12 protein-coding genes are annotated in these 14099 nt (G+C 70.5%); 6 read left to right on the top strand and 6 right to left on the bottom strand.

Annotation, left to right across the window (positions count from 1 at the left end):
- The first annotated feature begins 118 nt into the window (after positions 1-118).
- From NOD94_RS13235 to NOD94_RS13215, 5 genes are all read left to right on the top strand, one after another.
- Positions 119-1228, top strand: a complete 1110-nt coding sequence (locus NOD94_RS13235) for a substrate-binding domain-containing protein (protein ID WP_281206070.1) — start codon at positions 119-121, stop codon at positions 1226-1228.
- Positions 1229-1424: 196 nt separating this feature from the next.
- The gene (locus tag NOD94_RS13230; protein ID WP_281206069.1) at positions 1425-2213 is read left to right on the top strand and encodes an ATP-binding cassette domain-containing protein; all 789 of its coding nucleotides are present in this window, start codon (positions 1425-1427) and stop codon (positions 2211-2213) included.
- A 26-nt stretch (positions 2214-2239) separates the two neighbouring features.
- Positions 2240-3520: a sugar ABC transporter permease gene (locus tag NOD94_RS13225; protein ID WP_281206100.1), complete on the top strand. Its 1281-nt coding sequence runs from the start codon at positions 2240-2242 to the stop codon at positions 3518-3520.
- Positions 3521-3772: 252 nt separating this feature from the next.
- Positions 3773-5689 (top strand): 1-deoxy-D-xylulose-5-phosphate synthase, encoded by a 1917-nt coding sequence (gene dxs, locus NOD94_RS13220; protein WP_281206068.1) that lies wholly within the window; start codon positions 3773-3775, stop codon positions 5687-5689.
- Positions 5690-5819: 130 nt separating this feature from the next.
- Positions 5820-7322, top strand: a complete 1503-nt coding sequence (locus tag NOD94_RS13215) for an amino acid permease (RefSeq protein ID WP_281206067.1) — start codon at positions 5820-5822, stop codon at positions 7320-7322.
- A 15-nt stretch (positions 7323-7337) separates the two neighbouring features.
- On the opposite strand, the gene NOD94_RS13210 is transcribed toward NOD94_RS13215, so the two are convergent.
- Entirely contained in the window at positions 7338-8480 is a 1143-nt protein-coding gene (locus NOD94_RS13210; RefSeq protein ID WP_281206066.1) for an LCP family protein, read from the bottom strand.
- 135 nt (positions 8481-8615) lie between these two features.
- Between NOD94_RS13210 and NOD94_RS13205 the strand changes: the two genes are divergently transcribed.
- Positions 8616-9779, top strand: a complete 1164-nt coding sequence (locus NOD94_RS13205; protein ID WP_281206065.1) for a hypothetical protein — start codon at positions 8616-8618, stop codon at positions 9777-9779.
- Here NOD94_RS13205 and NOD94_RS13200 read toward each other — a convergent pair.
- The 5 genes from NOD94_RS13200 to NOD94_RS13180 are packed head-to-tail and all read right to left on the bottom strand — an operon-like array spanning position 9753 to position 13904.
- A complete protein-coding gene (locus NOD94_RS13200; protein ID WP_281206064.1) occupies positions 9753-10814 on the bottom strand; it encodes a hypothetical protein in 1062 nt (353 codons plus the stop codon). The genes NOD94_RS13205 and NOD94_RS13200 overlap by 27 nt on opposite strands.
- Positions 10811-11731 (bottom strand): N-acetylneuraminate synthase family protein, encoded by a 921-nt coding sequence (locus NOD94_RS13195; RefSeq protein ID WP_281206063.1) that lies wholly within the window; start codon positions 11729-11731, stop codon positions 10811-10813. Before NOD94_RS13195 ends, NOD94_RS13200 begins: the two co-directional genes overlap by 4 nt.
- A gap of 3 nt (positions 11732-11734) precedes the next feature.
- Positions 11735-12505: an acylneuraminate cytidylyltransferase family protein gene (locus NOD94_RS13190; protein WP_281206062.1), complete on the bottom strand. Its 771-nt coding sequence runs from the start codon at positions 12503-12505 to the stop codon at positions 11735-11737.
- Entirely contained in the window at positions 12502-12633 is a 132-nt protein-coding gene (locus NOD94_RS13185) for a hypothetical protein (protein ID WP_281206061.1), read from the bottom strand. Before NOD94_RS13185 ends, NOD94_RS13190 begins: the two co-directional genes overlap by 4 nt.
- Positions 12630-13904, bottom strand: a complete 1275-nt coding sequence (locus NOD94_RS13180; RefSeq protein WP_281206060.1) for a DUF6716 putative glycosyltransferase — start codon at positions 13902-13904, stop codon at positions 12630-12632. Before NOD94_RS13180 ends, NOD94_RS13185 begins: the two co-directional genes overlap by 4 nt.
- Positions 13905-14099 lie beyond the last annotated feature (195 nt).

Genomic DNA, 14099 nt, shown 5'->3' with positions numbered 1-14099 from the left:
CGGATGGCACCGTTGTCATCTCGTTAAGGATTCACTCCTTGACGGCAAACTTGCGGCCGGGGTTGACTCACATCCACCTCGGCCGCAGTGTTGCGGCCTCGTCAGGGAGGTTCAAGTAATGAACACGCGTATGCGTAGAGCCGCCGTAGCCGTCGCCGCCGGTGCCATGGCCGTTTCGCTGGCCGCCTGTGGAAGCGCCAAGGAGGCCGGTGACGCTCCGAAGGACTCCGCCGCCGCCGGTGACGCGATCAAGATCGGTCTGCTCCTGCCGGAGAACCAGACCGCTCGCTACGAGAAGTTCGACAAGCCGCTGATCGAGAAGAAGATCGCCGATCTCACCGGCGGCAAGGCCGAGGTCGTCTACGCCAACGCCAAGCAGGACGCGACCACGCAGAACTCCCAGGTCGAAACGATGATCACCAACAAGGTGAACGCGCTGATCATCGACGCCGTCGACGCCAAGGCCATCGCGGGTTCGGTCAAGAAGGCCAAGGACGCCGGCATTCCGGTCGTCGCCTACGACCGCCTCGCCGAGGGCCCGATCGACGCCTACACCTCCTTCGACAACGAAGAGGTCGGCAAGGTCCAGGGCAAGGCCCTGCTGGAGGCGCTGGGCGACAAGGCCAAGGACGGCCAGATCGTCATGATGAACGGCTCCGTCACCGACCCGAACGCCGCGCTGTTCAAGAAGGGCGCCCACTCCGTCCTCGACGGCAAGGTGAACATCGGCAAGGAGTACGACACCAAGGAGTGGAAGCCGGAGAACGCCAACACCAACATGGCGGGCGCGCTCTCGGCCCTCGGCAAGGACAAGGTCGTCGGCGTCTACTCCGCCAACGACGGCATGGCCGGCGGCATCATCACCGCCCTCAAGGCGGCCGGCCTGTCCCCCCTGCCCCCGGTCACCGGCCAGGACGCCGAACTCGCCGGTGTGCAGCGGATCGTGTCGGGCGAGCAGTTCATGAGCGTCTACAAGCCGTACGCCCCCGAGGCCGCGGCCGCCGCCGAGATGGCCGTCGCCCTCGCCAAGGGCGAGAAGATCGACGGGATCATCAACCAGAAGGTCGACAGCCCGACCTCCAAGGGTGTTCCGTCCGTCCTGATCCCGGTCGTCTCGCTGACGAAGGACAACATCAAGGACACCGTCGTCAAGGACGGCGTCTACACGGTCGAAGAGATCTGCGCCGACAAGTACGCGGCCGCCTGCGCCACCCTCGGCCTCAAGTAGGCCCCGTCGCCCCCGGCTCCGGCCGGGGCGGCCCCCCGCGCCTGCCCGGCGCCCCGCCCCAACTTCCCGCCACCCGCGGGGCGCCGGGCAGAAACGTTTCTCGTACTTCCCCCGCTTTCGCGACCTCGTGTCGTTCCCCATCCGCCCCGCTCCTGCTCTTTTGCACGACATCCCCGCCGGTCAGGCGGCGAAGGAGATGGTTCATGTGTCCGCTGCGCCCGTGCTGGCGTTGCGAGGGGTCTCGAAGAGGTTCGGTGCCGTCCAGGCCCTGACCGACGTAGAACTCGAGATCCACTCCGGTGAGGTGGTCGCCCTCGTCGGCGACAACGGCGCCGGCAAGTCCACGCTGGTCAAGACGATCGCCGGCGTGCACCCCATCGATGACGGCGTCATCGAGTGGCAGGGCCGCCCGGTCTCCATCAACAAGCCCCACGACGCCCAGAACCTGGGCATCGCGACGGTCTACCAGGACCTCGCGCTGTGCGACAACATCGACGTCGTCGGCAACCTCTTCCTGGGTCGCGAGCTCAAGCGCTTCGGCGTCCTCGACGAGGTGGAGATGGAGCGCCGCGCCCGCGAGCTCCTCACCACCCTGTCCATCCGGATCCCCAGTGTCCGGATCCCCATCGCCTCGCTCTCGGGCGGGCAGCGCCAGACCGTGGCCATCGCCCGCTCGATGCTGGGCGAGCCCCAACTCGTCATCCTCGACGAGCCCACGGCGGCCCTCGGCGTCGAGCAGACCGCACAGGTCCTCGACCTCGTGGAGCGGCTGCGGGAGCGCGGCCACGCCGTCATCCTCATCAGCCACAACATGGCCGATGTGAAGGCCGTCGCCAACAAGGTGGCGGTCCTGCGGCTGGGCCGGAACAACGGTGTCTTCAACGTCGCCGACACCTCGCAGGAAGAGATCATCTCCGCCATCACCGGAGCCACGGACAACGCCGTGACCCGCCGGGCGGCCCGCACCGGGGAGGCCCGCAAGTGAGCACCGAGAATCCCGCCGCCGATCCCCTGGGCAAGGGCCCGGCAGGGCACGTCGACCCGGTCAACCCGGCCGCCGCGGCGGACGCCATCCCCGCGGTGGACCCCCGACTGCTGGTGCGCGAGCAGGGCCTCTCCGGGTACCTGAGCGAGTTCGGCCGCAAGATGAAGGCGGGCGACCTGGGCTCCATCCCGGTCGTCATCGGCCTGATCATCATCTGGAGCATCTTCCAGGGCCTGAACTCGAACTTCCTCTCCCCGGAGAACCTCACCAACATCGCGATCACCATGGTCGCGACGGGCATGATGGCCGTCGGCATCATCTTCGTCCTGCTGCTCGGCGAGATCGACCTCTCGGTCGGCTCCGTCAGCGGCGTCTCGGGCGCGATCGTCGCCGTCCTCTCCGTCACCCACGGGGTGAACGAGTGGCTCGCGATCCTCGCGGCCGTCGTCGGCGGCGCCCTCATCGGTTCGATCCACGGCTTCTTCTTCGCCCGGATCGGCGCCCCCGCCTTCGCCGTCACCCTGTCGGGCCTGCTGTTCTGGTCCGGCGCGATGCTGCAGATCCTCGGCAGCAACGGCACGATCAACCTCGACTCCGACGGCGTGGTCGGCAAGCTCACGACGTACTTCTTCTCGGACGTGGCCGCCGGCTACGGCCTCGCGGCGGTCGCCGTGGCCGGATACTTCCTGGCCACCTTCTTCGACAACCGTCGCAGGGAGGCCGCCGGGGTTCCCTCGCGGCCCCTCACCGAGATCCTGCTGCGCACCGGCGTGCTCGCCGTCTTCACCTTCGGCCCCGCCGTGGTGTTCAACCAGTACAAGGGCCTGCCGCTCGCGGTGGTGCTCTTCGTCCTGGCCCTGGCCGGTACGGACTTCCTGCTGCGCCGCACCTCCTTCGGCCGGAACGTCTTCGCGCTGGGCGGCAGCGTCGAGGCGTCCCGCCGCGCGGGCATCAACGTCAACCGGATCCGCGTCACGGTCTTCGCGATCGCGGGCACCTTCGCCGCCATCGGCGGCCTCTTCTGGGCCTCCAAGATCGCGGCCGCCAACCAGAGCGCCGGCGCCGGCGACCTGCTGATGAACGTGATCGCGGCGGCCGTAATCGGCGGCACCAGCCTCTTCGGTGGCCGGGGCCGGACCTGGAACGCCCTCCTCGGCGTCATGGTCATCACCTCCATCCAGTACGGTCTGGCCCTGGAGGGGATCGCGACGCCGATCCAGTACATGATCACCGGTGCGGTCCTGCTCGCCACGGTGGTCATCGACTCGGTCACCCGCAAGACCCAGAAGACGGCCGGACGCGCCTGACCGCGCGCCCTCGGGCGTCCCCAGGCGGTAAGACCCGTCACAGTGCCCGGTGCCACTTCGTGTGGCGCCGGGCACCTGTGCGTACATGTGTGCGTACAGGTGTGCGGGTATGGGCCCGTTTGGGATGTGTGATTCCGCGCCGGGGTGTACAGGTATGACAAAGGCGTGACCTTCCGGGTGCCGCCCGATGACCGCCCCCGCGAGCGGAACATTAGACTCGACAGACCAGCAAGCAACTGCAAGGAGGCACGGGTGCTGCTGACCCGCATCAAGGGACCGCGCGATCTGGACCGGCTCAGCCAGGAGGAGCTCGACCAGCTCGCCGCCGAGATCAGGTCCTTCCTCGTCGACGCCGTCTCCAAGACCGGCGGGCACCTCGGCCCCAACCTGGGGGTGGTCGAACTGACGATCGCCCTGCACCGGGTCTTCGAGTCCCCGAAGGACAAGGTCCTCTTCGACACCGGGCACCAGGCCTACGTGCACAAGCTGCTCACCGGCCGCCAGGACTTCTCCGACCTGCGCTCCAAGGGCGGCCTCTCCGGCTACCCCTCGCGCGCCGAGTCCGACCACGACATCATCGAGAACTCCCACGCCTCCACGGTGCTGGGCTGGGCCGACGGTCTCGCCAAGGCCAACGAGGTCCTCGGCCGAGAGGACCACCACGTCGCCGCCGTCATCGGCGACGGCGCGCTGACCGGCGGCATGGCCTGGGAGGCGCTGAACAACATCGCCGCCGCCAAGGACCGCCCGCTGGTCATCGTCGTCAACGACAACGAGCGCTCGTACGGCCCCACCATCGGCGGCCTCGCGAACCACCTGGCGACCCTGCGCACCACGGACGGCTACGAGCGCTTCCTGGCCCGCGGCAAGGACCTCCTGGAGCGCACCCCGGTCGTCGGGAAGCCCCTCTACGAGACCCTCCACGGCGCCAAGAAGGGCCTCAAGGACTTCATCGCCCCGCAGGGCATGTTCGAGGACCTGGGCCTGAAGTACATCGGGCCGATCGACGGCCACGACATCGAGGCCCTGGAGTCCGCCCTCACGCGCGCCAAGCGCTTCAGCGGCCCGGTCATCGTGCACTGCCTCACCCAGAAGGGCCGCGGCTACACCCCGGCCCTGGAACACGAGGCGGACCGCTTCCACGCGGTCGGCGTCATCCACCCGGACACCGGCCTGCCGGTGAAGACCGCCGCCGCCAGCTGGACCTCCGTCTTCGCCGACGAGATGGTCAAGCTGGGCCACGACCGACCCGACGTCGTCGGCATCACCGCCGCGATGCTCCACCCGGTCGGCCTCAACAAGTTCGCCGAGGCCTTCCCGAACCGCATCTACGACGTCGGCATCGCGGAGCAGCACGGCGCCACCTCCGCGGCCGGCCTCGCCACCGGCGGCGTCCACCCGGTCTTCGCCGTCTACGCGACCTTCCTGAACCGCGCCTTCGACCAGGTCCTGATGGACGTCGCCCTGCACAAGTGCGGGGTCACCTTCGTCCTGGACCGGGCCGGCGTCACCGGTGACGACGGCGCCTCCCACAACGGCATGTGGGACATGTCCATCCTCCAGGTGGTTCCCGGGCTGCGCCTCGCCGCACCCCGTGACGCCGAACAGCTGCGCGCCCAGCTCCGCGAGGCCGTCGAGGTCAAGGACGCGCCGACGGTCGTGCGGTACTCCAAGGGCGTCGTCGGCCCGGCCGTACCGGCCGTCGGTCGCATCGGCGGCATGGACGTGCTGCGCACCCCGGCCGCCGACGTCACCCGTCCGGACGTACTCATCGTCTCGGTCGGCGCGCTCGCCCCGATGTGCCTGGAGATCGCCGACCTCCTCGACAAGCAGGGCATCACCTCGACCGTCGTCGACCCGCGCTGGGTCAAGCCGGTGGACGAGGCCCTGGCCCCGCTCGCGGACGGCCACCGGGTCGTCGTCACCGTCGAGGACAACGGCCGCACCGGCGGTGTCGGCGCCGCCGTCTCGCAGGCCCTGCGCGACGCCGGGGTCGACGTCCCGCTGCGCGACTTCGGCATCCCGCAGCGCTTCCTCGACCACGCGCTGCGCAAGGAGATCATGGCCGAAATCGGCCTGACCGCTCCGGACATCGCGCGGCAGGTCACGGGTCTCGTCGCCAAGCTGGACGGCCGCTACGACAGCGAGCAGGCCGCCACCGTCGACTAGTCGGCGCCGGGCCACCCGCCCGGATCACGCGCGGTTGCACGTCACGGGCCGGGAGATCACCCTTGAAGGGTGGGCCTCCCGGCCCGTTCGCGTCCGCGTGCTGCGTACGCCACCTTTCGGAGGTGCGTCGGTGAGTACGGATCTGAACAGTCCTTTCCGCACCAAATCGGTCGAGCAGTCGATCCGTGACACGGAGGAGCCGGAACACGCGCTCCGCAAATCGCTCTCGGCCTGGGACCTGACGGTCTTCGGCGTCGGCGTCATCATCGGCACCGGCATCTTCGTCCTCACGGGCATCGCCGCCCGGAACAACGCCGGTCCCGCCACCGCCCTCGCCTTCGTGGCGGCGGGCATCGTCTGCGCCCTCGCGGCCCTGTGCTACGCGGAGTTCGCGTCCACCGTCCCGGTGGCCGGCTCGGCGTACACCTTCGCGTACGCCTCCATCGGCGAGCTACCGGCCTGGATCATCGGCTGGGACCTGGTGCTGGAGTTCGCGCTCGGCACCGCCGTGGTGGCGGTCGGCTGGTCCGGGTACGTGCGCCACCTCATGGAGACCAACCTGGGCTGGGACATGCCGGCCGCGCTGTCCGGGCCTGACGCCGGCGGCACCTTCGACCTGCTGGCGTTCCTGCTGATCCTGGTGCTCACAGCGGTCCTGGTCATCGGGACGAAGCTGTCGGCCCGGCTCACCGCGATCGTCGTCGCCATCAAGGTGACCGTGGTGATGCTCGTCATCATCGCCGGCCTGTTCTTCATCAAGGCCGACAACTACTCCCCGTTCATCCCGCCGGCCCAGCCGCAGGAGGCGGGCGGCGGCATCCACGCGCCGCTGGTCCAACTGCTCTTCGGCTACGCGCCCACCAACTTCGGCGTCATGGGCATCTTCACCGCCGCCTCGCTGATCTTCTTCGCCTTCATCGGCTTCGACGTCGTGGCCACCGCGGCCGAGGAGACGAAGAACCCACAACGGGACATGCCGCGCGGCATCCTCGGCTCGCTGATCATCTGCACGGTGCTCTACGTCGCGGTGACGCTGGTGGTCACCGGCATGCAGCACTACACGCAGATGTCGCCGACCGCGCCACTCGCCGAAGCCTTCAAATCGGTGAACCAACCGTTCTTCGCCGGTGCCATCAGCCTCGGGGCGTCCGTCGGGTTGATCACCGTGTGCATGATCCTGCTCCTCGGGCAGACCCGCGTGTTCTTCGCGATGAGCCGTGACGGACTGCTGCCGCGCGTCTTCTCCGTCACCCACCCCAAGTACCGCACGCCCTACCGGGCGACCATCCTGCTCGGTGTGCTCATCGCGGTCCTCGCGGGCTTCACCAGCCTGGAGAAGCTCGCGGAACTCGTGAACATCGGCACCCTGTTCGCCTTCGTGATCGTCGCCCTCGGCGTGATCATCCTGCGCCGGACCCGCCCCGACCTGCACCGGGCGTTCCGCACCCCGTGGGTGCCGTTCGTCCCGATCGTGTCGATCGGGGCCTCGCTCTGGCTGATGCTCAACCTGCCGGCCGAGACCTGGATCCGCTTCGGCATCTGGATGGCGATCGGCGTGGTCGTCTACTTCCTGTACGGCCGCGGCCACAGCCGCCTCGGCCGCGGCGAGGTGGGCCCGCGCAGGGACCGCTAGGACGGGTTGACAGCACTAGGAGGAGGGCGACGGCTTGGGCGCCGGGGATTTGGTGCCCGGGCCGCCGCCCTTCGCGGGGGAGTCCTTCGCCGCCGCGGGCACCTTCTGGTCGCTGCGCAGCGCGTCCCACAGCTGCGAGGCCTGGGGCTCGGCGACGACGACCCGGTTGCGGTCCACCTTGTCGTAGGCGACGGGCAGCATGATGGTCTCCATCGTCGCCGGGTCCACGCCCTTCATGCTCTGCGCGAAGTCGGACAGCGCGGTGAGCGAGGCGAGGTCGGAGTCGGTGGTCAGCGACTTGGTGCCGGCGTCCGCGAGCTTGTAGAGGCGGGCCGGGTTGCCGAGGGCGTCCTGCTTCTTGATCTCGGACAGCATGGCGAGCATGAACTGCTGCTGGAGGCCTATCCGTCCGAGGTCGCTGCCGTCGCCGTAGCCGTACCGGGTCCGGACGAACTTCAAGGAGGCCGTGCCGTCCAGCCGGTGCGTGCCCGCGTCCAGCTTGAGCCCGCCCTTCGTGCCGGTCATCGGCTGGTCGAGGGTGACGGTGACCCCGCCGAGGGCGTCCACGAGGCCCTTGAAGCCCGCGAAGTCCACCTCGACGAAGTGGTCCACGCGGATCCCGGACATCTGCTCGACGGTCTTGACCACGCAGGCCGGCCCGGCCAGCGTGTACACGGAGTTGAACATGACCCGGTTGGCGGCGGAGACGCTCTTGCCGTCCTTGTCCTTGCACTCGGGCCGGGAGATCAGGGTGTCGCGGGGGATGCTCACCGCGGTGGCCCTGGCCCGGCCCTCGGGTATGTGCACCAGCATCGCGGTGTCGGAGCGGGCGCCGCTGACGTCGCCGTGGTCGAGGTCGCCGTTGGCGCCGGCCCGCGAGTCGGAGCCGAGCACGAGGACGTTCTGGGCGTTCTTCACGACCTTCGGCGGCCGGTTGTCGGCGCCGATCGCCTGGTTGAGGTCGACGCTGTCGATGTTCCCGTTCAGATGGCTGTACACCCACCACCCGGTGCCGGCGGCGCCCAGGACGAGGACGGCCGCGCTCCAGGCCAGCACCCGCCGGATCCGACTGCCGCGCGAACGGGGCGGGCGGGGCGCACGCCCGGGGGCCGACGGGCCCTCCTGGAGCGTCGTCGTGGCGGTGCTGTCTGAAGTCATGCCCGGGGACCGGCCTTCCGAACGGGATGCGGGGGGATGTAGCGGGCTACAAGATAAGCGCAGGAACGGGCCGCAAGGGCCCCGGGGTATCCTCAATTTGTTCGAGTGGCGAAGGGGAAAGGTTGCTGGCGGGCCATGGCGACGCGATCCACGCGCAAGGCGCGCAAGCCCGCTGCCCACACGACCCGACCGGACGCCGCCCGCGCACCCGCGCCCGGCTCCGCACCGGCCCCCGCGGGTGACTGGGACTCCGTCGCCCTGGGCCCCCTGGTGGGCCGCTGGATGCTGGCGGGCCGGGACGGACGCCTCACCGCCTACGCGCGCACCGAGGGCGGCCTGCTGCGCTGGACCGAGCGGACCCCCGGAGGCCCCGACTGGAGCGGCCCCGAGCTGTTCCCCGCACCGGACCTGACCGATCTCGCGGTGGGCCAAGGACCCGACGGGTACGCCCACTTCGTGGGCCGGCGCCGCCGCCGGTCACCGGACGGCGAGGGCGTCACCGTCACCTACCACCACGCGGTGCAGTACCAGACCGGTCGCCCGCTCGCGCCGTGGCAGGACCTCGGCACCCTCTACCGGAGGCCGGAGATGTCCCACCGGGGCGGCCCGCCGGCCGTCGCCGTCGACGCCCGGGGCGCGGCCCACGTCTTCGTGCGCAACGCGGGCCGGGGCATCCACGTGAAGTACCAGGACGCGACGGGCAACTGGGGCGACTGGGAGGACCTGCACGGCAGCAAGGCCTTCGAGGGGATCAGCGCCGCCTCCACCGGTGACGGCAGGGTCGGGCTCGCCGCGCCCGGTGAGAGGGGGATCTCGCTCTGGACCCGGAGCGCCCCGGGCTCCTCCATGGACAGGGGCGAGGACCTTCCGTTCCTGGCCCAGGACGGATCGTCGGTCGCCCTCGAAACGGCACCCGGACGGGTCACCCACTTCTGGCACGCGGCCGACGGCAGCGGCGTGTTCGCCCACCGCGAGGGCGCCGGCACCCATGCCCTCGGCGGTGGTCCCGCCTCCGGGGCCGTCGCCGCGACCCGCGCGGTGGTCGAGGGCCACGACTGCACCGTGCTGGCCCTGCGGACCGTCGGCGGCCGTACGGCCCTGGCCGCCTATCCCACCGAACACGAGGCGGCCGGGCTCTGGTGGACGGAGATCGGGGAGGAGGGGCTGGAGTCCCCGGCCCTCGCCGTCGACGCCCGCGGCAGGGTCGTCGTCGCCTCGCTCAGCGCCCGGGGCGAACTGCTCGTCAACCGGCAGAAGGACGGCGCGGCGCTCTCACTGGGGCGCTGGCAGCGGTTCTGACGGGCGACGGCCGCGCCCCTGCGGCGGGATCCTCGCCAGCCCGTGGCGGTGCACGGCCTGGGCGGAGATCCTCCGCAGGAAGTCCACCGAACGCTCCGCGGTCTCCGGGGTGATCCAGGCGTCGTCGAGCTCGCACAGCTCCACCCGCACCGGCGAACCGCCGAGCACGATGGGCAGGGTGTAGGCGACGGTGGACGCGAAGGTCAGCACGGACAGACCGATGGGTTCGGTCAACGCGGTCAATTCCAGCGGCAGTTCCGGATGGACGATCTCCATGCCGGTGGCGGCGGCGATCCGGTCCAGCTTCCGCGGGCTCTCCCTGCGGTGCGCCAGGTACCGCCCCGCCCGGCGGCTGTCGGCGATCCAGCCGACCGCCTCGACGTACCGGTCCTCGTCGATGACGCCGGTCTCCACGAGGGAGCTGCCCGCCAGATCGGCCCCGGGGAGCACGCGCACCGGCCCGAAGGTCTCCCGGCTCCACGCGTACGTGTTGGCCCGGACCTCGGTGCCCGGCGGGGCCTCCACCGGCATGCAGGTGAAGAAGGTGGCGCGGGCCAGGCCCTCGCGGGCCAGCCAGCGGCTCACCGGTCCCGTCCTGGCGGACGGTCTGACCTCGCCCTGGTGCCAGCGCGTCAGCTGCTGCCCGGACGTCAGCAGGCTGACCAGCTCCGTGGTGGCCGTACCGTCGTCCACCACGACCACCTCGCGGGCCCTGGACCGCGGCAGCAGCAGCTGGATCGTACGGGAGAACAGGTCGCCGATCACCAGGTGTTCGGCGGCCGCGACCGCCCGGCCGAGACGAACCAGCTCCTGGGCCCGCTCCAGGTACCCGGCGCGCACCTCGTAGCGCCTCCACGCCACCCCGGCCCGCGAGGCGTACCGGCACAGCCGGCGGACCTGTTCGCGCGAGCGCGGATCCGTCGGCTGCAGGACGGCGACGGTGAGGGACGCTGCCTCGCCCGGGTGGACGTGTGCCCACTCCAGGACGTTCAGTAGTTGAGCCGGGCTCTCCACCAGGGCGAGGGTGCCGCTCATGCCGAGGCCGTCACGCCCTCGGCGGCGAGGGCGCCCTGGACGCGGCGGAGCTTCTTCATCGGCGCGAGTTCGGAGTCGTAGACGCGCTTGATCCCGTCGCCGAGGGCGGTCTCGATGGTGCGGATGTCGCGGACGAGGCGGGTGAGGCCGCCCGGTTCGACGGAGGCGGCCTGGTCGGAGCCCCACATGGCGCGGTCGAGGGTGATGTGCCGCTCGACGGCGCAGGCACCCATGGCGACGGCGGCGACGGTGGTCTGCAGGCCGGTCTCGTGGCCGGAGTAGCCGACGGGAACGTTCGGGTACGCCGCCTCCAGGCTCTGGATGACCCGCAGGTTCAGCTCCTCGGCCTTGGCCGGGTACGTGGACGTGGCGTGCAGCAGGACGATGTTCTCGCTGCCCAGCACCTCCACGGCGTGCCGGATCTGCCGGGGCGTGGACATGCCGGTGGACAGGATGATCGTCCTGCCCGTGGCGCGCAGGGCGAGGAGCAGTTCGTCGTCGGTCAGGGACGCCGAGGCCACCTTGTGGGCGGGGACGTCGAACTTCTCCAGGAAGGCGACGGCCTCGGTGTCCCACGGGCTGGCGAACCAGTCGATGCCGCGCTCGGCACACCGCGCGTCGATGGCGCGGTACTCGTCCTCGCCGAACTCGACGCGGTGGCGGTAGTCGATGTACGTCATCCGGCCCCAGGGGGTGTCCCGTTCGATGTCCCACTGGTCGCGGGGGGTGCATATCTCGGGAGTGCGCTTCTGGAACTTCACCGCGTCACAGCCCGCGTCGGCGGCCGCGTCGACGAGCGCCAGGGCGTTGGCGAGCTCGCCGTTGTGGTTGATCCCGATCTCGCCGATCACGTAGGTGGGCCGGCCCGCGCCGACCTCCTTCTTCCCGATCCGGCGAATGCGGCTGCTGTGTACCACTGTTCAGAGTTCCTTTCCGATGTGCTGAGGGGGTACTGGCGGGGCCGGTACCCGTGGTGCGCCCCGTGGCGCGTCGAGCAGGGGAGCGAGGGAACGGGCACGGGCGAGGTCGCCGGGCTCGTCGATCTCGATGGCCCGCTCCGGGGCCGTGGGGACGAGCTGGGTCCGGCCGAAGAAGCGGTGGCCGTGGCGGCGGAAGCCGTCGGCCCGCATGGCGTAGACGGCGCCCGACTCCAGGTACTCGGGGGTGCGGTCCTGGCGGCGCAGGCGTACGGAACTGTCGTGGTTGACGCCGTGCGCGCGGTGGCCGGGACCGGTGGGGGAGCCGGCGGCGGCTTCGGTGCCCCACAGGAACCCGTGGAAGGGGACGGCGGTGAAGGCGGAGTCGGCGCCGTCCCGCAGGACGGCCAGGACGGTCTCGTCGACCTCCTCGGAGGTCACGAACGGGCTGGTGCACTGGACGAAGACCAGTACGCCGACGGCCTCCGCGTGCCGCTCCTCCAGACAGTCCAGGGCGTGCAGCAGGGCGGACTCGCTGGAGGCCAGGTCGGAACCCAGTTCCGCGGGCCGTTCGACGACGTCGGCGCCGGCCTCCCGGGCGGCGGCCGCGATGGCGGCGTCGTCGGTGGACACCACGACCCGGGTCACGTGCGCGGCGCCGCGGCAGGCCAGCACGGCCCGGGCGACCAGGGGCACGCCGCCGACCTCGGCGACGTTCTTGCCGGGGATGCCCTTGGAGCCGCCCCGGGCGGGTATGACGGCGGTGACGTTCACGGGTTCTTCCCCTGGGGTGCGGCGACCGGGACGGCCACGGGTACGGGTACGGCGGTGGGGTCGGCCGAGGGTGTGGCCGCGGGTGTGGCCGTCGGTACGGACGGGGTGCGCGGGCGGGCGCGGTTCATACGCCGCCCCACTGCTGGATCTTCGGGGCCACCCGCTGGACCCCGAACCGGTAGGCGACCTTCAGCACGCGGCGGGAGGTGCGCCGCATCGGGCCGGCGGTGCGCGTCAGGGCTCCCGCGCCGGGGGAGCCGTCCGGGTCGAGGCCCCTGCGGCGCAACAGCGTACCGACGTATTCGGGGGCGCTCTCCGCCGTGTAGTAGGGGGTGATGGGCGGCAACGGAATGCCCCACAATTCGTCGATCCGGGTGCGGAGTTCCCCGTACGGATCGACGGACCGTATTCCCTGGTCGGTGGTCCAGGATTCGTGGGCGAGGGGGGCGGCGCCCTCGTCTATGGCCGTCCAGTCGGTGACGCATCCGGAAGCGGCGAAATAGTGGTTTCCATGAACCTCGCGCACGCCGAGATCGCTCAATATGGCGGTCGGCATGCCCCGGTGCATGGATTCGAGGGCGGCGGTGGAACTGACGGTGACCAGCAGGTCCGTGCGGTCCAGGGTTTCCGACATGTTGCCGTACACGAAATGCAGATTGGGCGGCAGCGGTTCTTCGAGTTGTTCCGCGAGGGCCTGGTAGTGGTGGGCTTCCACGTGAGTGGTCGCCTCGCCCGGTTTGCTGCGGAGTTTGACGAGTACGTCGCGTCCCGGGCGCAGTCGCGCGTGGGATATCGCCCGGCGCAGCATGTAGAGGCGGCCATTTCGGTCGGCGGGTACGGACGGCTGGACGGCGAAGCAGACCGTATAGGGATGTTGGGCGTGCGTGCGGTTCGCGTCGTAGGGCCGCTGGTCGAGAAAGGGGAGCGCGGTCTGGACGATGCAGGACGTGGGAATTCCCAGGGGTTCGAATATGTCCCCGAACCGGCGCCGGTCGAAAGGGCTGTTGGCGAGAATGATGTCGGCGCCCGCTCGCAGGAGCAGCCCGTCGGCCATCTTCTCGTAGACGACGCCGACGTAACCGGTCATCAGGATCGGCCGGCGTCGGGCGGTGCGGAAGCGGCGGGCGAGCGCGTGCAGGGCCGCGTGCGTCGCGCCGCCGACGGTGCCCAGGATGATCAGATCCGCCTCGTCGAGTTCCGGAGCCGCCGCGAAGCCCGCCAGGGTGACCTCGCTGAGGGAGGCGGGGGAGATGCCGACTTCCGCGAGCTGCCGTGCCGTCGGCGTGCTGCGGCCGCGCAGCATGTGGGCGTGGACCTCGCTGCCAGGTGCCAGTCCCACCGCCAGACCCGCGCCCCATTTCCAGCGGGTGTCGGAGTCTGCGAGCACGTGGATGCGCACTGGTGATTCCTGGGTCGGTCGGTCGGGCCCAACTGCCGTCGGGATAGCCGCAGCTGGGCGCGGACACAGGGCGGATTGCCGAGCGGTCCGTTAGACCTTACATGCTGATCCGAGCCTTACACGTCACGAATAGGCCTCGACGGCCTGGGGAGTTGTACGTCACACCGGGACGCCCGTACGGGGCTTCCGAGTGGT

The sequence above is a fragment of the Streptomyces sp. Isolate_45 genome, from assembly GCF_024721315.2.
Taxonomy (GTDB): Bacteria; Actinomycetota; Actinomycetes; order Streptomycetales; family Streptomycetaceae; genus Streptomyces.
Note: the sequence above shows the minus strand (reverse complement) of the source record. Positions and strands in the feature narration are given on the sequence as shown.

Coding starts and splice junctions, on each gene's coding strand:
- NOD94_RS13185 (WP_281206061.1), bottom strand. CDS start 12,633: ATGAACCGCGCCCGCCCGCGCACCCCGTCCGTACCGACGGCCACACCC.
- NOD94_RS13210 (WP_281206066.1), bottom strand. CDS start 8,480: ATGACTTCAGACAGCACCGCCACGACGACGCTCCAGGAGGGCCCGTCG.
- NOD94_RS13200 (WP_281206064.1), bottom strand. CDS start 10,814: ATGAGCGGCACCCTCGCCCTGGTGGAGAGCCCGGCTCAACTACTGAAC.
- NOD94_RS13205 (WP_281206065.1), top strand. CDS start 8,616: ATGGCGACGCGATCCACGCGCAAGGCGCGCAAGCCCGCTGCCCACACG.
- NOD94_RS13230 (WP_281206069.1), top strand. CDS start 1,425: ATGGTTCATGTGTCCGCTGCGCCCGTGCTGGCGTTGCGAGGGGTCTCG.
- NOD94_RS13235 (WP_281206070.1), top strand. CDS start 119: ATGAACACGCGTATGCGTAGAGCCGCCGTAGCCGTCGCCGCCGGTGCC.